At 38.2% G+C, this 17,714-nt stretch carries 16 protein-coding genes; 10 read left to right on the forward strand and 6 right to left on the reverse strand.

Going from position 1 to position 17,714, the window contains the following annotated elements; all coding sequences use genetic code 11:
• Together AC07VK_RS23950 and AC07VK_RS23955 are read right to left on the reverse strand one after the other, a co-directional pair.
• On the reverse strand, positions 1–329 hold a 329-nt coding region (locus AC07VK_RS23950; protein ID WP_494939842.1), incomplete at its 3' end, for a transposase.
• Positions 330–334: 5 nt separating this feature from the next.
• Complete coding sequence (locus tag AC07VK_RS23955) at positions 335–2,284, reverse strand: amino acid permease (RefSeq protein ID WP_492960646.1); 1,950 nt, start codon at positions 2,282–2,284, stop codon at positions 335–337.
• A 270-nt stretch (positions 2,285–2,554) separates the two neighbouring features.
• On the opposite strand from AC07VK_RS23955, the gene AC07VK_RS23960 reads away from it, so the two are divergent.
• Entirely contained in the window at positions 2,555–3,793 is a 1,239-nt protein-coding gene (locus AC07VK_RS23960; RefSeq protein WP_492960730.1) for an MFS transporter, read from the forward strand.
• 4 nt (positions 3,794–3,797) lie between these two features.
• Here the strand turns inward: AC07VK_RS23960 and AC07VK_RS23965 are convergent, their stop codons facing one another.
• The 4 genes from AC07VK_RS23965 to yihA form a co-directional block, all read right to left on the reverse strand.
• On the reverse strand, positions 3,798–6,224 hold the full coding sequence (locus tag AC07VK_RS23965; protein ID WP_493053066.1) for a TonB-dependent receptor: 2,427 nt from the start codon (positions 6,222–6,224) through the stop codon (positions 3,798–3,800).
• Between the two features lie 907 nt (positions 6,225–7,131).
• Positions 7,132–8,838: a M3 family oligoendopeptidase gene (locus AC07VK_RS23970; protein ID WP_492954906.1), complete on the reverse strand. Its 1,707-nt coding sequence runs from the start codon at positions 8,836–8,838 to the stop codon at positions 7,132–7,134.
• A gap of 125 nt (positions 8,839–8,963) precedes the next feature.
• On the reverse strand, positions 8,964–9,821 hold the full coding sequence (locus tag AC07VK_RS23975; protein ID WP_492960650.1) for a UbiA-like polyprenyltransferase: 858 nt from the start codon (positions 9,819–9,821) through the stop codon (positions 8,964–8,966).
• A 71-nt stretch (positions 9,822–9,892) separates the two neighbouring features.
• Positions 9,893–10,516 (reverse strand): ribosome biogenesis GTP-binding protein YihA/YsxC, encoded by a 624-nt coding sequence (yihA, locus tag AC07VK_RS23980; RefSeq protein ID WP_057932767.1) that lies wholly within the window; start codon positions 10,514–10,516, stop codon positions 9,893–9,895.
• 165 nt (positions 10,517–10,681) lie between these two features.
• Here yihA and ubiE point away from each other — a divergent pair, with 165 nt between their 5' ends.
• The 9 genes from ubiE (at position 10,682) to uppS (ending at position 17,676) form a co-directional block, all read left to right on the forward strand.
• Entirely contained in the window at positions 10,682–11,413 is a 732-nt protein-coding gene (ubiE, locus tag AC07VK_RS23985; RefSeq protein WP_426325462.1) for a bifunctional demethylmenaquinone methyltransferase/2-methoxy-6-polyprenyl-1,4-benzoquinol methylase UbiE, read from the forward strand.
• Entirely contained in the window at positions 11,410–12,207 is a 798-nt protein-coding gene (gene porT, locus AC07VK_RS23990; RefSeq protein WP_492960652.1) for a type IX secretion/gliding motility protein PorT/SprT, read from the forward strand. The genes ubiE and porT overlap by 4 nt, the downstream gene beginning before the upstream one ends.
• 89 nt (positions 12,208–12,296) lie before the next feature.
• Entirely contained in the window at positions 12,297–13,058 is a 762-nt protein-coding gene (locus AC07VK_RS23995) for an SDR family oxidoreductase (protein ID WP_492954909.1), read from the forward strand.
• A gap of 98 nt (positions 13,059–13,156) precedes the next feature.
• Positions 13,157–13,603: a GatB/YqeY domain-containing protein gene (locus tag AC07VK_RS24000; RefSeq protein ID WP_057932770.1), complete on the forward strand. Its 447-nt coding sequence runs from the start codon at positions 13,157–13,159 to the stop codon at positions 13,601–13,603.
• Positions 13,604–13,797: 194 nt separating this feature from the next.
• Positions 13,798–14,562 (forward strand): alpha/beta fold hydrolase, encoded by a 765-nt coding sequence (locus tag AC07VK_RS24005; RefSeq protein ID WP_057932771.1) that lies wholly within the window; start codon positions 13,798–13,800, stop codon positions 14,560–14,562.
• Complete coding sequence (locus tag AC07VK_RS24010) at positions 14,563–15,225, forward strand: CBS domain-containing protein (RefSeq protein ID WP_492960654.1); 663 nt, start codon at positions 14,563–14,565, stop codon at positions 15,223–15,225.
• Positions 15,226–15,234: 9 nt separating this feature from the next.
• Positions 15,235–16,116: an NAD kinase gene (locus tag AC07VK_RS24015; RefSeq protein WP_492960656.1), complete on the forward strand. Its 882-nt coding sequence runs from the start codon at positions 15,235–15,237 to the stop codon at positions 16,114–16,116.
• A 2-nt stretch (positions 16,117–16,118) separates the two neighbouring features.
• Entirely contained in the window at positions 16,119–16,916 is a 798-nt protein-coding gene (gene porG, locus AC07VK_RS24020; protein WP_492960658.1) for a type IX secretion system protein PorG, read from the forward strand.
• A 19-nt stretch (positions 16,917–16,935) separates the two neighbouring features.
• Complete coding sequence (uppS, locus tag AC07VK_RS24025) at positions 16,936–17,676, forward strand: undecaprenyl pyrophosphate synthase (protein ID WP_230146502.1); 741 nt, start codon at positions 16,936–16,938, stop codon at positions 17,674–17,676.
• Positions 17,677–17,714: the final 38 nt, after the last annotated feature.

A 17,714-nucleotide genomic window follows, 5' to 3' on the forward strand; every position in this document is an offset into this window, starting at 1 on the left:
GTCGCCCTGTTTAATGTATCTTCTTCTTGGGCGACCGCAAGGGGCGCCCCGACAGTAATATGCGATAAAACGATTATGCCGTGCATATGATTCGGCATAATCTGAAAAACATCAAGTTCGAAATTAGAAAATCTATCCGATAAATTAATCCATTCGTTGTAAGCGATAGTTCCAGATTGATTTAGAATCATTTCATTGCCTGAAATTTTTCCAAATCTATGGATTCTATCTTCACAACAGATTGTGATAAAATAAGCTCCTGCTTTTGAATAATCATAATCCTTTAACCTGATCGATCGCCGATGATGTATTAAAGGATTATATTTCATTTCATTTAAGCTTCTGGATTTGCCAATTTACTATGTCTGTAACCATATGCAAAATAAACCACAAGGCCCACTACCAGCCAGATGCCGAAACCGATCCAGTTCGAAATGCCAAGTTCGCACATCATGTACAAACAGCTGATCAGCCCTAAAACTGGAATTAATGATAAATTCTTTGTGATGCAATAGTAGGTTATGAGCACGCAGATGATCAGGAAAATCCACATTGGGATTTTGTGTTTAAACAAGCCCCAACCGCTTTCGTATTTCTTTTCTACAGGTACTTTTGAAGCTGAGATGAACTGCTCATAACGATCGGCTGGTAATGCACTTAAATAAGATTCTGCATCTACTTTTTCAGCCAGTACAATTTGTGGCGCAGCATTTTTAACAATTTCCTCCTTAACAATTTTCAGTTCATCGCCACTTAAAGAAGTAACAAAAGTTACCGTTTGGATGGTTTTAGGCGAATTGAAAAAGAAAGCTTTCGTTTCTTTTCCATATTTTGTGAATGCAAAAATGATGGTCGCAATTAAAACAATCGGAACAATAAACTTACTGTTTACATAAGGTATCTTGAATTTTCCACGCTGTACATCGGGTCTGTTCTGTAATACTAAAACACCTGCGCAAACCAGTACGAACGCGAAAAGTGTTCCGATAGAACACAGATCGGTAACGATGGTAAGATTCATAAATAATGATGGTACAGCTACGACAAAGCCAACCACAATCGTTGCAAATGAAGGTGTTTTGTATTTCGGGTGAATTTTCGAAAAGGATTTTGGCAATAAGCCATCTCTGCTCATACTCATCCAGATACGGGGTTGACCCATTTGGAAAACCAAAAGTACACTGGCCATGGCAAATACTGCACTAACCGCAATAATGCCACTCATTAATTTTAAGTTGATCTGATCAAAAACGAATGCCAATGGATCGCCAACGGCTAAAGTATCTGATTTAACAATACCAGTTAAAACCAGCGCAATAGCCACATAAAGGATAGTACAGATAATAATTGCCCACATCATTCCGCGGGGTAAATCGCGCTGTGGATTTTTACATTCTTCGGCCGTTGTAGAAATGGCATCGAAACCAATATAGGCAAAAAATACTGCTGAAACTCCCTTTAAAACCCCAGCAACACCGTTCGGAGCAAATGGATCCCAGTTTTTAGTATCTACATAAAATATACCTACCGCTAGTACTAAAAGAATTACTGCAAGTTTAACCACTACCATCGCGTTGCTGGCATTGCGACTTTCTTTCATGCCGCGGTAGATTAACCAGGTAATTAAAATGATAATGCCCAGGGCAGGGATATCTGCAACCAGGTGAAAATCACCTATTTTTGGAGCGGTGAGCCATGCATTATTCGCCAAAGCAGTAGCCGAATCTAAATCTGCGAGGTTTTTGCCTGCCGCCAAAAGCGCTTCAGCGTGTTTATGTCCGTTATAAGCACTGAGGTAATCCATCGTCATCCAATCGGGTACATGGATGCCGTCTATGCCAAGAGGAGGTATTTTGATGGTAGAGAGTAGCCCTGTAAAGTAATCAGACCAGGATATGGCTACCGTAATATTACCGATGGAATATTCCATAATGAGCGACCATCCGATAATCCAGGCCACCAATTCGCCGAAAGCTACATAAGAATAGGTGTAAGCACTACCCGAAACAGGTACCATTGAAGCAAACTCTGCATAAGCAAAGGCCGCAAAACTACAGGCTACTGCCGTAAAAATAAATAAAAAGATTACCGCCGGACCTCCATCTGCACTTGCCTTGCCAATCGTACTAAAAATTCCTGCTCCAATAATCGCTGCAATTCCAAAAGCTGTTAAATCGCGTACACCGAGTGTTTTATGTAATGTATTTTCGTGGTCGCCATAGCCTTTTGCCGCATCTTGTAATATCTTGGAAATGGATTTCTTTCTGAATAGCTTTTCGAACATCTTTAGTTTGCTTGTTTCTTCAAACTTATAAAAAGTTTGGTTAAAAACGTTTAAAGCAGGATATAATTTTCGATACACTACTTCTAGTGAGGCAAATGCCACCTAAAAGAGTGGCAATTATTAGATTAAAGTAAAAAAATGTAATTATTTGGCTTGAATAATCCTTTGTTTGATTCGCATAATTTTAGGGTAAGTGAAACAGTTAATTTTGCTGTCGATAATCAATCAGATAAATAAGCGTACTTAAATGTATGTTTGATTGGAATATTTATATTTCATTACAGTACCTATATGAATGCAGATACAGCACAGATAAAATACATCAAAGAACGTCATCAGGGTTTGGCTACTATACTGGCCTTTGCCTTAATTCCATTGTCGGGTTTTGCTACCGACATTTACATCCCTTCCTTACCAACAATGGCCGGCGAAATGCAGGTGAGCAATGTTCAGGTTCAACTAACACTCAGCATTTTTCTAATTAGCTATGGGGTTGCGCAACTTTTTATCGGTAGTGTGCTCGATAGTTTTGGCAGGTATAAAATCTGTTTATACGCCTTATTAATTTTCGCAGCGGCAAGTATCATCATTGCAACTACCCATAACATTTACCTTATTTATTTAATGCGCATTATCCATGGGCTTACTGTAGGTGCAATTGTAGTGGCCAAACGAGCATACTTTGTCGATCTCTTCGAAGGCGATCAGTTAAAACATTACCTGAGTTTGTTTTCCATCATCTGGTCTACCGGACCAATTGTAGCACCTTTTATTGGTGGCTACCTGCAAACCGTATTTGGCTGGGAATCTAATTTCTATTTTTTGGCCGGTTTTGCACTTGTTTTTGCAGTGCTGGAGTTATTGTTCAGTGGCGAAACATTAAAGTATTTTACCGATTTTCAACTGAAAAAGATAACAGGTATTTATATCGAAATGATTAAAACAACGAGCTTTACTTTGGGTATCGTGATGTTGGGATTAGCCTATTGTATGGTGATGGTTTACAACATGACAGGGCCATTTATCATCGAGCACCATTTTAAATTTTCTCCGGTTATTGCTGGTTATAGCTCCCTGTTTTTAGGCTTTGCGTGGATGGTAGGAGGCTTTATCGGCAAGGCCACCATCAACAGGCCGTTCTTTAAAAGATTAATGATCAACTCGCTGTTTCAGGTAGCATTTGTAGTCCTGATGATTATAAGCTTAAATTTTGTTTCTAATCTCTGGTCGTTAATTTTCTTTGCCTTTTTAATCCATGTAGGAGCAGGCTTCACCTTTAATAATTATTTCACTTTCTGCCTGAGCAAATTCCCCAAAAATGCAGGAATTGCAGGTGGCTTAACAGGAGGGATTACTTATGTGATTGTTTCTTTTTTGAGTTATGGCATTGTAAACCTGATCCCTGCTAAAGATGAACGTAACCTAAGCTACAGCTATCTGATCATGATCTTAATATCGGTTTTGGTGATGTTTATTATTCTCAGGCTTCGAAAAAAAGATGAAGTGTAATTTATTATTTGATCCGGCCTTGTTCATCAGTTACGCTTGTTTTTCGCGCTCTGATGCCCTTAATACTGCTGCTACCAAAAATGTAATTTAAACTTAGTCTGTAAACCCTGCTTTCTTGTTTTTGGCTAAGGTTGTAATCTAGCCCTGAAAGGGTGCTGCTTATTCTTGCTTTTCTGGTATTGAAAACATCATTGGCCGCAAGTTTAATGTTGATTTTTTTATCAAGGAATGATTTTTTGATTCCAAAATCTACTCCATAGTAGGGCTTAATGGCATAAGTGCCATAAATCTGAGAAGAGGCATATTCTCCGGAAAGCGCTGCTGCAGTTGATGGGCTCAGGGTGAAATTGTGACTGCTGTTAACTGTGAAATTTACTTTCTTTCTATCGTATATACCCTCACCTAAATTTGAGGTTTTAATCTGATTATAAGTACTGGTAAGCGTATTGTCCATGCTCCAGAATTTAGTAATGGTGGTAGGGTAGCCGATTGTTAGATCGTAGGCATATTGTTTATCGAGGTTTTGTACCGTTTGGTACAGTGTTTTCTTCTCGTTATCTGGCAACAGAACATCAATAATAAGGTTATTGGTGATGCTATACCCAAAGGAAATATTTAATGTTTTTTTATAATTATAGGCGAGTTGAAAGGCATTGGTATACTGTGGGTTAAGAAAAGGATTCCCCTGACTAAACGTGTATAAATCAACAAAATAAATAAATGGATTAAGTGATTTATAATCGGGACGATCTATTCTTCTGCTGTATGAAAAACCGATCTCGTTGTTCGGGAATAAAGTTTGATTGATGTTAAAACTTGGGAAAAAATCAAAGTAACTGCGCTTTACAATCTTGTTATCGTTAATTGAATTGCCTTTTGAGTTGGTTTGTTCCGTTCGTAAACCAATTTCAATACTGGTCGATTTAAATTCGTGCTTTATTGTAGCATAAGCAGCATTGATGTTTTCATTGTAAACAAAACGGTTACTTCTGCCCGCATCATTTTTCCAATCTGTTCCAATTAGGTTTTCGAACCGGAAATCATTATCTGTACTTATCCAGCTGCTTTTTAACCCTAAATCTAATTTTGTGGTAGCGTATAAAGGCAATGTATAATCAATTTTTGCAGCCTTGATTTTAATAAAAGATGGGGTGGCATTTCGAAAGATGGCAGGCGATTTATAGTTCAAGCCATTTTGATCGAAAAAGGAATTTTGATAAATGGTATTTTCCTCACTGTGGTATTTGGCATAATCTAAATCGATAGAAAGTTCCTGACCTAAAGTATCCATCACACTTTTGTAATTGAGGTTGTAAGCTTGATTGCGATATTTATTCTTTGCTGGATTATCCGCAACAATAGAAGAATCAACCTTTGTAAAACTTTGCCCAATAGCGGTAACACCATTGGATAGATCGTGGCCATTATTGAAATAACCTGTGGTTAAGAAGCCAAGAGTGTTCTCGTTGTTAATAAAATAATCAATCCCAGCTTTATAATTGTTGTTATATGAAGATCTTGTTTGTGTATTGTATTGATGGAAATATGTGTCTTGATCCAGATCCCTTACCACTCTTAAAATGTCGAGGTTTTCAGTGGCTTTATTGTTGTTGTTAGCGAAGTTCCCGAACACATTCAGGCTCTTGTTTCGATGGTTAATAGATATCCCTGCATCACTTTTTGCATTCTTGCCATATCCAAAACCTAAATCAATGTTTCCGTTGGTGCCGTAATTGACGTTCTTTTTTAGCTTGATATTGAGCAGGCCTGCGTTTCCTTCAGCATCGTATTTGGAAGAAGGGTTGGTAATCAGTTCTATCGCTTTTATCTCGTTACTGTTTAATGATTTTAATCTGGTAGCCAATTGTTCAGCCGATAAATAGGTCGATTTTCCATCAATTAACACATTGACACCAGACCTGCCTCTGATACTGATTATCCCATCCTGATTAACTGATACGCCTGGCATTTTAGCAAGAACTTCGAGCGCAGTATTTCCGGTTGCAACAATGCTGTTTTCTACATTCATTACCGTTTTATCGTTATGGCGTTCTATTAAGGGCTTGCGGCCAGCAATAACAACACTTTCCAGTTCATTTATATCTGGTTGTAGTTTAAAATTTAAATTGATATTGGCTTTGTTTGGCTTCAGTTCTATCGTTTCTAAAAGGGTTTTATAACCAAGTGATTTAACTTCAACTGTAAACTTACCTGATGGGAGATTATCCAATGTAAAATTTCCTTGTTCGTTAGTTATCACGGTTTTGATAAAGGAAGAATCTATTGTACTTTTAAATTTGAGCGTAGCCGAAATTATTGTGTTGTTTTTATCTATAACTATTCCAGTGATATGGTTTTTTACCGTTTGTGCATAAAGCAGATTGGCACAAAATAAAGTAAGTATCATGAAGAATGGAGCGAATGGTTTCATTGTTAACTAGGGGGCTGATGATTAGTTTTTCCTTTATCTGATTAGGAATTAAAACGAAACTAAATCATTAGGTGCATTAACCAGTGGTTTTTAACAATGTTTAACCCAATTAACATTTTTTTGCATAAGGTGGTTTAATGGTCTATTGCATGTGTTCATTTGTATTACCTAAAATTTAGAAGCTTGTTATAATGATGTTTCTTTTAGCTAATTCTCCTTCGGGCTGCCATGCTTAGCGGAGTCGAAGCGTCTTTTACAATATCTGCATTTTTGTGTTCCTTGGAAAAAACTAACGTCTTAGCGGGACACTAAGACCAGATAAGGTTTTTTGAGAGCAGTGTCTGCATTTCACAGGAGGGTTCTGTCCTGCTGTACGTTACAATCCTTTTGGGGATTTTTGGTAAGAACAATGCATCCAGTACCCAAAAGGGATTTTCACTTCCATCAGGTCTATTCAGTTGGGGTACTGTAAATAAAAGATTGGTTTTGATTGCCGAAAAACATGTTAGTACGTTGAGATTCTGAATTCTTGTTTAGTTTCTGTGCCTTCTGTGTTTCCGTGGCAAAAAATGCTTAGCGAGATGCTAAATCCAGCTGATAATTCTCCCTTGGGTTGTCACGCTGGGTTGAGTCGAAGAGCCTTTACAACACCCATCCGTGATAAAAGAACTAAACTTCGGTCTTAGCGAGACGCTAAGACCAGATAAGGGAATTAAACTCAAGTCTTTGCGGGACGCTAGGACCAGGTAATAGACGCTAAAACCAGAACTAGTATTAATCTGTGTCCATCCTTTTTATCTGTGGTTCATAAAAACAAAAAAGTCGTGGCGAAATGCCACGACCCGTATGATGTAAAACGAGGGGGGAAAACCTTTCAGCCCTCCACCTTCAAACCTTCCACCTTTCCTTATCCCAGTTTCTCCAGTTCTGCTTTCACAAAACTGGCCAGTTCTTTTACATATTCTGCACTGAAATCAAATTTAATCCCGGCAGTTTCATATATTTCGTTCATTGGCTTCGTATAACCTAATGAAAGCGCAGCCAAATATTGTTCTAAAGCTTTTTCAGGATTTTCTTTATAATTTTTCCAAACCGCAATGGCACCTAACTGGGCAATTGCATACTCAATATAATAAAACGGAACTTCGAATAAATGCAGTTGTTTTTGCCAGCCATTTCCGAATTGTTGTTCTAAATCTGTCCAATCGGCAAAACCAGCACCAAAACGGTTAAAAATCTGCTTAAAGGTTTCTTCACGGTCAGCTGCACTATGGTTAGGGTTGGTGTAAATCCAGTGTTGAAACTGATCAATTACCGCAACCCATGGCAATGTTTTTAACACATCGGCCAGCTGTTCTTTTTTAGCACGGTTTAAATCTTCTTCGTTGTCGAAATAAACATCCCAATTATCCATTGAGATCAATTCCATACTCATCGATGCCAGTTCGGCAACTTCAGAAGGGCAATGTTTAAAATCGTTTAGTTCTAAATCTGCGGTTAAAAAAGTATGAATCGCATGACCGCCTTCGTGAACCATTGTAGTTAAATCGCGCAACGAGTTTGCCGAATTCATGAAGATAAACGGTGCCCCGGTTTCAGCCAGTGGATAATTGTAACCACCTGGTGCTTTACCCTTTCTGCTCTCTACGTCAAATAGATTATTGGCCTTCATGGTTGCCAATTTTGAGCCTAACTTTTCATCAATGGCATTAAAGCAGGCAATACTTTTATCAATCAGCTCTTCGCCATTGTTAAAAGGTTTTAAAGCTGGTTTGCCACTAATGCTCACTTCTAAATCCCAGGGTTTTAATACTTCTAGTCCTAAAGCTTCTCGGCGTTTTTCGGCCTGTTCTTTTAAAATCGGAACAATCTCTTTCTCAATGGCATTGGCAAAATCGTAACAGTCTTGTGGGGTATAATCAAAACGGCCCAAAGCCTGGAACATGTAATCGCGATAGTTCTCAAAACCCGCATTTAAGGCCACCTGATTGCGCAGCTTAATCAATTCATCAAACAGAATGTTTAAATCATCTTTATCAATTAAACGGCGTTGCTGGATCGTTTTCCATGCATTTTCTCGCACTTCCCGGTTTAAATCTTTAATAAAGATCGAGGCTTGCTCTAAAGTGTATTCCTGGCCGTTTAGCTCAACACTCATGGCGCCTGTAGTGCTTTGGTATTTTTGCTGCTTCACCTGTAACTCGGTAAACAGCTCAATATTTTCGTCTCGGTAAAGTTCTAGTGCTTTTTTAACGGCGCGACTGTAAACGAAATATTTTTCTTTGTCCAGATCATCCATAAAAGGGCTTTCGACAAATTTTTTGTTCAATTCGTTGGCTAATGGAGAAATCTTCGGCTCTATTTCAGTTGCGAAATATTGGAAATTTTTAACCAATTCTTCATTTGCGGTATCGCAACTCATTTTAATATATCTCCAGGCAAAATCTTCTTCTAAAGCAGCTTCAAGCTCCGAACGGTCTTTTAACCAATGTTCTAACTCAGCGGTGCTGGTTATTTTGCGGTTTTGCAGTTCGGTAAAAAGTGGTTCTAAATTCTCCCAGGTAATGTTTAGTTCCTGTGGGATATATGTTCTGGGTTTCTTAGTTATAATCATGTTTTTATAATTATTGCATGCAAGAAGGATTTAATTAGCGAATGATGGAATTAGTAAATGTTAAACATTCTATCATTCAATCGTTCAAAGCTCAATCAATCACTCATTCAGCCTTCTCTCATTTTTTATTTATGTCTCAAATACGCATCTATTAAAAAGCATACCGCAAATACTACCGATGCATAACCATTTAAGGTTTGAAATGCCCTGTTTACTTTGCTAATATCATTTGGTTTTACCAATAAGTGCTGATAAATCAACATCGAACAGAAAAACACAATACCTACGTAATATACCCAGCTAAAGGAAGTAAAAAACACAGGCAAAATAACACAGGTGGCAGAGAGTAGATGCAACAGCACCGAAACATTCAAAGCATTTTTAATGCCAAGTGCCGATGGGATGGAGTGTAATTTTTCTTCCCGGTCAAACTCTTCGTCCTGTAAGGCATATATAATATCAAATCCACTTACCCAGAACAATACGGTTAAGGAGTAAAGTACAGGAACCAAGGCAAAATGTCCGGTTACGGCAATGTAAGCGCCAATAGGAGCAAGCGCCAGGCCTAAGCCCAGTACCAAATGGCAAAGCGCTGTAAATCTTTTGGTGTAGCTATAAAACAAAACCACAAATAAAGCTACTGGCGACAGATAGAAACAAAGTGGGTTAATAAAGTATGTGGTAATAGCGAAAAGTATACAATTGGCGATTACGAAAATCAGCGCTTCGTTTGCCGAAACTTTACCCGCAGGGATATCGCGCATTTTGGTACGTGGGTTCTTTGCATCAATATTTCTGTCAAGGTAACGGTTAAAAGCCATAGCCGAGTTTCTGGCAAAAACCATACAGAGCAAAACTAAAATCAGTTTATACCAGGAAAATGGGTTTTCTGTTGTGGTTACGCCCAAAAAGAAACCAATCATGGCAAAGGGTAACGCAAAAACAGAGTGGGCGAATAATACGAGTGAAAAGTATTTTTTCATTTATTTAAAAGATGATTACACAGATTTTTTACTGTTAAACTGAAAATTGTGTACTGCGAACTGAAAACTGGTTAAAACTTCTTATAATCTGTCGGAACAACAAAATCCTTATTTACCTCATAGATGAAATTTAAAACATCATCTTTTCCGTTTCCTTTTTCTGCAGAAGTGATAAAGGTGGCCGGAATCTCTTCGAAAAATTCACCTAATTTTTTCTTAAAGGCAGCTACATTTTTCTGGGTGGTAGTCATGCCCTGTTTATCAGCCTTGGTAAAAATTAGCGAAAAAGGTATCTGTTTTTCACCTAGCCAATAGCAAAATTCAATATCAATTCCCTGAGGCTCTAAACGGCTGTCTATCAAAACAAAAACACATTGTAAACTTTCTCTTTTGGTGATATAGGCGCGGATAAATTTCTCCCATTTTTCTCTGCTGGTTTTAGAAACCTTCGCATATCCATAACCCGGTAAATCGACAATGTACCAGGCTTCATTAATCAAAAAGTGATTAATTAATTGTGTTTTTCCCGGGCGTTGAGAGGTTTTGGCTAATCCATGTTGATTAACCAACATATTGATTAATGAAGATTTACCCACGTTAGAGCGGCCAATAAATGCATATTCTGGCATCGTTGGTGCCGGTAGTGCCGAAATCTGGGTGTTGCTGCAAACAAATGTTGCCGTTTTGATAATCATAGTGCAAAGGTAGGGTTTTGAGTCCGAAGTCCGAAGCCGGAAGTCTGAAGTCCAAATTGATAATCTTTTTTATCTGATTTTTGACACTACGCTGAATACTTTGCGCCAAAGACTCCCGACTCCGGACTAAAGACTCCCGACTTTTCTCTATCTTTGCCCTATATCATGAATCAGAATATCACTCCATACCAAGTAGAAGATGCAACTAAAAAAGAGCAGGTTGCAACCATGTTTAACAATATTTCCGGCACTTACGATTTTTTAAACCATTTTCTTTCTTTAGGGATCGATGTATTATGGCGTAAGAAAGCCATTAAAGAACTGGTTTCCATCCACCCGAGAACTTTGCTTGATGTAGCTACAGGAACTGGAGATTTTGCTTTCGAAGCCATTAAAAAGCTTCATCCCGAAAAGGTAATTGGCGTTGATATTTCTGAAGGGATGTTAGAAGTAGCCAAGAAGAAAATTAACGAGCGTAGTTTAAACGAAGTTTTTACCGTTCAGGTAGGCGATTCTGAAGGCCTGCATTTCGAAAATGATACTTTTGATGCGATTACCTGTGCTTATGGCGTGCGTAATTTCGAAAACCTCGAAAAAGGATTAGCCGATATGTACAGGGTATTAAAGCCCAACGGGAAAATGGTGATATTGGAATTTTCGAAACCAAAGGTTTTTCCGGTAAAACAATTGTATAGTTTTTATTTTAAGCAGGTAACGCCTTTCTTTGGAAAACTATTTTCAAAAGACCACAGAGCCTATACCTATTTGCCAGAATCGGTAGCAGCTTTTCCTGACGGAGAAGATTTTACCAACCTGATGGAAAAAGTTGGCTTTAAAAGTACCAAACAAAGAATTTTAACGTTTGGAATAAGTTCGATATACGTAGGAACCAAATGATCAGAAAATTAAGCCTCATTCTTTCACTTTTTATGATTTCTACAACCGCCTTTGCTCAAAATTGGGGTGGTGGAATAGATGATGAAGATTGGAGTTTTGGTTTTAATTTCCAGTATATCTCAGCCGAATACAAAATTCTTAAAAAACAAAATTGGAGATCGCCTTTTTATGAGGTGCCAAATTCGCTGGATCCTTCTTACGATCCAAATTCGGGCATTCCGGTTACCTCAACATTAAATGCTATTTCCAGCCCACCGTCTCAAGGTTTTGGATTGGGTTTTGTAATGAATAGAATGATTTCTGATAACTTCGATATCAGGGCAACACCTTCCCTTATTTTTAGCGATAGGGTAGTAACTTACGAATATGAACCTATGGCGCCGATTAACCTGGGTAATGGGCAAACGAAAAACTTTCAAACTGTGGTAGAAAGAAAAGTTCAGGCCACCATGTTCGAATTTCCGTTAGGCATAAAGGTAAAGTCGAACCGGATGAACAATTTTAGGGCATATTGGTTAGGTGGTGCTAAATATTCGATAGATATAGCTTCGAAAAAGAAAACCTTCGATGAAGGCGAAACACCGGTAAATAAGTTTTTAAAAAATCAAAGAAATTACCTGTCGTACGAAACAGGCATTGGTTTCGATATTTACTTTGAGTATTTCAAAATGTCGCCCGAAATAAAACTCTCCTATTCAGCCAGCTATTTGCTTCAGCACGACAATACGGTTTATGCCAATCCAATAGATAAGTTGAAATTACGTCAATTAACATTCAGTTTGATTTTTCAATAGTCCTGCAATCCAAAAAAACTTACCTTTGTTGGTGTAGGTAAATCAAAGATGATATCTTAAAGCATTACCGAGACTTAAAATTCATAAAAATGTCTAAAATCGCATTAATTACAGGCGCAACTTCTGGTATTGGCGAAGCTTGTGCACATACATTTGCCCAACAAGGTTACAATCTGGTATTATTGGCCCGCAGAGAAGACCGGTTGGCTAAAATTGCCCACCATTTAGAAGATAAATATGCGATTACCATTAAACAGGTTTTTGCCGATGTTCGCGATAAAGAAAGTCTTACCGCTGCTTTAGAAGTTTTGCCGGCCGAATGGAAAAAGGTTGATGTTTTGATTAACAATGCAGGCTTAAGCCAGGGTTTAGATCCAATTGATAAAGGCGATACCAACGATTGGGACACCATGATTGATACCAATGTAAAAGGCTTGCTTTATGTAACCAAAATTGTTTCCAACTGGATGATACCAAACCAATCAGGCCATATTATTAACATTGGTTCTATTGCCGGAAAAGAAGTTTATCCAAATGGAAACGTATATTGTGCCAGCAAACATGCTGTTGATGCTTTGAGTAAAGCTATGCGTATCGATTTATTGCCCCACGGCATAAAGGTTACCGAAATTAATCCGGGCATGGTAGAAACCGAATTTTCGGTGGTGCGCTTTAAAGGCGATGAAGACCGGGCGAAAAAAGTATACGAAAACCTGGAGCCGTTAATTGCCGACGATATTGCAGATGCCATTTGGTATGTAGTAAGCAGGCCAAAACATGTTAACATTAACGACATGCTGATTATGCCTGCCGCACAGGCTACAGCAACAATTATAAATAGAGCTTCCTAAGCCCCCGAAGGGGAATTAATACCGGGAGGAAATAACAATATATTTTTTTTATTTTAAACTAATGAAAGGAAAGCCCCTTTAGGGGTTTGGGGTTAAAAATGATATCAAACACAATAGATCAGGAAATAAAAAAAGCCATGTTGGCTAAAAACAATGCGCAGTTAAGAGGTTTAAGGGCAATAAAGGCCGCTTTACTTTTAGCCAAAACAGAGAAAGGTTCTTCAGAAGAAATTACGGAAGAAACTGAACTTAAAATCCTTCAGAAACTGATTAAACAACGCCGCGAATCTGCTGATATTTACAAGCAACAAAACCGCGAAGATCTGTACCAGGTAGAAGAAGAAGAAATTGAAGTGATCAGTCAGTTTTTGCCAAAACAGTTAGATAGGGCAGAGGTTGCTGCAATTATCGAGGCTGTAATCAAACAATCTGGTGCTACATCGGTTAAGGATATGGGGAAGGTAATGGGCATGGCAAACAAGGAACTTGCAGGTAAAGCCGATGGTAAATTAATTGCTGAGATTGTTAAAGAAAAACTAGCCTAGCGGAGCTTAAAGTTTAAAGACTAAAGCTGAAAGCTTGTTATAAAATAAGTATCTTGATACTTAATACTTGTTTCTAGATACTTAAAAATAGGTTTTTATACCGTTTTCGATTTTATTTCAGAAAAATGGCATAGAAATGCATAAATTTAATTTTACTCTACTAACTTAGTAGCACAATACCATCTAGAATATATATGACCTACCCGATAATAGAAGAAGACGGATTTAAATACATCGAAGCTGGAACAGGCGAGACACTGGTATTGCTACATGGCCTAATGGGCGAACTAAGCAATTGGGAACTGGTTATAGAACAGTTTAAAGATCGCTATCGTGTAATTATTCCAATTTTACCAATTTACGATTTGCCTATTTTAACATTGGGCGTAAAAGCATTGTCGAGATATCTTCACCGCTTTTTAAAATATAAAAATTTAAACCAGGTTGTACTTGTTGGTAATTCGCTTGGTGGCCATGTGGGTCTGGTATTTACGGTTGCCCATCAGGAGTTTGTTAAAGCCTTGGTACTAACAGGTAGCTCTGGTTTATACGAAAATGCTTTTGGAGGATCTTTCCCGCGTAGAGAGAGCTACGATTACATTAAGGAAAAGGTAGAATTTACTTTTTACGATCCTGCAACTGCAACCAAAGAACTGGTTGATGATGTTTTTAAAACGGTTAACGATAGATCAAGGGTGATTAGAATTTTAACCATGGCAAAGTCGGCAATACGCCACAACATGGCTAAAGAACTGTCGAAAATTACCATACCGGTTTCTTTAATCTGGGGTAAAAATGATAAGGTTACGCCGCCGGAAGTGGCAGAAGAATTTCATGAATTGTTGCCGAATTCGGAATTAAACTGGGTTGATAAATGTGGGCATGCGCCTATGATGGAACATCCGGAAATATTTAACGCATTTTTAGAGAAATTTTTAGATAGAATATTGTTAAAATAAATGTTTGCAGCAGAAATCATATCAGATGCAATTCCATCACTAAGGGCCGATGACACGGTGCAGAAAGCTTTAGACCGTATGAACGAGTTTAAACTAAAGCATTTGCCAGTTGTTAACGAGGTAACTTTATTGGGTTTGGTTTCTGAAGATGATTTACTAAATATTGATAATCACGATACACTTTTAAGCGATAGTTCGGTAAACCTACTTAATGTTTTCGTATTGAGTAACGTGCATACTTATGATGTAATCAGGTTATTAAGTCAGTTAAAATTGACAGCTGTTCCGGTTTTAGATCAACAGAAAAATTATGCAGGTTTAATTTCTATCAATAACATGGTAAATGCCGTGGCCGAACAGTACGCGGTAAATGAACCTGGAGGAATTATCGTTTTGGAAATCAGTAACCGCGATAATTCTCTGGCACATATTGCTCAGATTGTTGAAGCCGATAATGCGCAGGTACTCTCCTCTTACGTGAATTCTTTCGAAGATTCTACACGTTTAGAAGTAACGCTCAAAGTAAACAAAACAGAAATTACTTCATTGGTAGCTTCTTTCGAAAGATATGATTATCTGGTTAAAGAGGTATACAATAACACACAGATTGATGATGGGTCGCAGGAGCGTTACGATTCTTTCATGAACTATTTAAATGTATAAACCTACTTTATGAGGATTGCAATTTACGGGAGAGATTTTAATGATACGGTTTTGCCCTACGTTCAAGAGGTTTTTAATCATTTAGCCGAACATCATATCCAGCCGGTTTTATATTCAAAATTTAAAACATCCCTTCATGGCAAAATTAAGTTGCCTACCAATACGGTTATTTTTCATAACCATAGCGAACTAAAAGACCTTGCCGATGTATTGTTAAGCTTAGGAGGCGATGGTACCTTACTCGATACCTTATCGTTAATCCGTAATTCGGGCATACCCGTAATCGGGATCAATTTTGGCCGTTTGGGTTTTCTGGCCAGCATCAACAAAAACGAAATCGGATCGGCACTCAAAGCCCTGATCAATAAAGAATATACCCTAGATTCCCGTTCTCTTTTAACCTTAGAATCGGATAATGGCCTGTTTGGTGAAGAGAATTTCGCACTGAACGATATTACCATCCACCGTCGCGATAATTCTGCCATGATGATTATCCATGCTTCAATGAACGATGAGTTTATCAACTCTTATTGGGCCGATGGATTAATTATTGCTACCCCCACAGGTTCTACAGCTTACTCGTTAAGCTGCGGTGGGCCGATTATTTATCCCGATTCTGAAAATTTTGTAATTACACCCATTGCACCGCATAACTTAAATGTAAGGCCGGTGGTTGTACCAGATGATAACAAACTCTCTTTTGAGGTAGAAGCACGCGAATCGAAATTTCTGGTTTCTTGTGATAGCCGAACGGTTACCGTAGAGCGTTCGGTAAAAATTAGCATAAAAAAGGCAGATTTTTGCGTAAATCTTATCCGTCTTAACAATGAAACCTACTTAAACACGTTAAGAAATAAATTATTATGGGGCATTGATACCCGTAACTACTAAGTATGACGCCAACCAAACCGCTGTTAATTCTCCTCTTTTTTATCTTTAGCGGGCAAATTCTCCGTGCACAAGAAGGTACATGGGAAGTCGGGTTAATGGGCGGGGGAGCAGGTTACATGGGCGATCTTAATCAGAATAATCCTTTACAGATTAGCGGTTTTTCAGCTGGCGCCTATGTAAAGCGAAACTTTAACCAATATGTTGGCGTTCGCTTAAATTATACCTACGGACAGGTTAAGGCAGATGATGCCAACTCCAGTAATGAGCAGTTCCGCGAAAGAAACCTGCGTTTTAAAACCTCACTAAACGAATTTAGCGCCTTGGTTGATTTTAATTTTTTCAATTTTAATCTGGGTGGAGGGAACAGACAATTTACACCATATCTTTTTACTGGTGCTGGTTTGGTTATTTTTAAACCAACCGTAAAAGTTAATGGCGACAAATACCGGTTAGACCGATTAGCCTCCGAAGGTCAGGAAAATGGTTACAATAATGCGGTTTTAACTATCCCATACGGATTAGGGCTAAGGTATAATTACAAAAATACCTGGAGTGTTTTTACCGAACTCGGTTACCGGACACCGCTAACTGATTACATTGACGATGTAAGCGGCCGCTATCCGGTTAATCCCGTAATCGTTGGAAATGGCCAAAATCAGGTCAATTTATCCGATCCTTCACGCTACCAAATCGGACAAGCGGGTACCCAAAGAGGCGATTTTCGAAAAAGGGACACTTATCTATTTGTTAGTGTTGGCATATCTTTTACCTTTGTATCCTCAAAATGCTATTCCTTTTAAGCTGATTTTGACATAATTAATGGGATTTAAAGAACAAATAGACTATAGCCGCCTGCCAAAGCACATTGCCGTAATCATGGATGGTAATGGAAGATGGGCAAAAGGCCAGGGTAAAGTGCGGGTTTTCGGACATGAACAAGGTGTACTTTCTGTAAAAGACATTGTAGAAGGTTGTGTTGAAGTAGGTATCGAGTACCTCACTTTATACGCTTTTTCTACAGAAAATTGGAACAGGCCCAAAGAAGAAGTAGATGCTTTGATGCAGATTCTGATTTCAACTATCAACAAAGAAACCGAAACACTTAATAAAAACAACATTAAGCTGAATGCCATAGGCAATATTGCATCGTTACCCCAAGAGTGTATTGATGATTTAAAAGAAGCCATGGAAAAAACTGCCCATAACGAAAAATGTACTTTAACACTAGCGTTGAGTTATAGTGCAAAATGGGAGATTTTGGAGGCTGCCAAAAAAATCGCGTCGGCAGTGAAAGATAACGTCATTTCTTTGGATGATATAAACGAAGACCTGTTTTCATCAAAACTGACAACGGTAAATATACCCGATCCGGAATTGATGATCAGGACCAGTGGTGAGCACCGTATCAGCAATTATCTGCTTTGGCAAATGGCTTATACCGAGTTTTATTTTACCGATGTTTTATGGCCGGATTTTAGACGTGAAGATCTTTTCGAGGCTATTGTAGACTATCAAAAACGCGAACGCCGTTTTGGTAAAATTAGTGAACAATTAAACTAATTTTTCTTTTAACACTTTTTAACAAGCGTTTAAACTAA

It is taken from the genome of Pedobacter sp. GW821-FHT01D05 (genome assembly GCF_059422505.1).

Excerpts from the sequence above, each read along its gene's own strand:
- ubiE (WP_426325462.1), top strand. The coding sequence starts at position 10,682 with ATGAATCAGAATATCACTCCATACCAAGTAGAAGATGCAACTAAAAAA.
- AC07VK_RS24000 (WP_057932770.1), top strand. The coding sequence starts at position 13,157 with ATGATATCAAACACAATAGATCAGGAAATAAAAAAAGCCATGTTGGCT.
- porG (WP_492960658.1), top strand. The coding sequence starts at position 16,119 with ATGACGCCAACCAAACCGCTGTTAATTCTCCTCTTTTTTATCTTTAGC.
- yihA (WP_057932767.1), bottom strand. The coding sequence starts at position 10,516 with ATGATTATCAAAACGGCAACATTTGTTTGCAGCAACACCCAGATTTCG.
- AC07VK_RS23955 (WP_492960646.1), bottom strand. The coding sequence starts at position 2,284 with ATGTTCGAAAAGCTATTCAGAAAGAAATCCATTTCCAAGATATTACAA.
- AC07VK_RS23970 (WP_492954906.1), bottom strand. The coding sequence starts at position 8,838 with ATGATTATAACTAAGAAACCCAGAACATATATCCCACAGGAACTAAAC.
- AC07VK_RS24015 (WP_492960656.1), top strand. The coding sequence starts at position 15,235 with ATGAGGATTGCAATTTACGGGAGAGATTTTAATGATACGGTTTTGCCC.
- uppS (WP_230146502.1), top strand. The coding sequence starts at position 16,936 with ATGGGATTTAAAGAACAAATAGACTATAGCCGCCTGCCAAAGCACATT.
- AC07VK_RS23965 (WP_493053066.1), bottom strand. The coding sequence starts at position 6,224 with ATGAAACCATTCGCTCCATTCTTCATGATACTTACTTTATTTTGTGCC.
- AC07VK_RS23975 (WP_492960650.1), bottom strand. The coding sequence starts at position 9,821 with ATGAAAAAATACTTTTCACTCGTATTATTCGCCCACTCTGTTTTTGCG.
- AC07VK_RS24010 (WP_492960654.1), top strand. The coding sequence starts at position 14,563 with ATGTTTGCAGCAGAAATCATATCAGATGCAATTCCATCACTAAGGGCC.
- AC07VK_RS23995 (WP_492954909.1), top strand. The coding sequence starts at position 12,297 with ATGTCTAAAATCGCATTAATTACAGGCGCAACTTCTGGTATTGGCGAA.
- AC07VK_RS24005 (WP_057932771.1), top strand. The coding sequence starts at position 13,798 with ATGACCTACCCGATAATAGAAGAAGACGGATTTAAATACATCGAAGCT.
- porT (WP_492960652.1), top strand. The coding sequence starts at position 11,410 with ATGATCAGAAAATTAAGCCTCATTCTTTCACTTTTTATGATTTCTACA.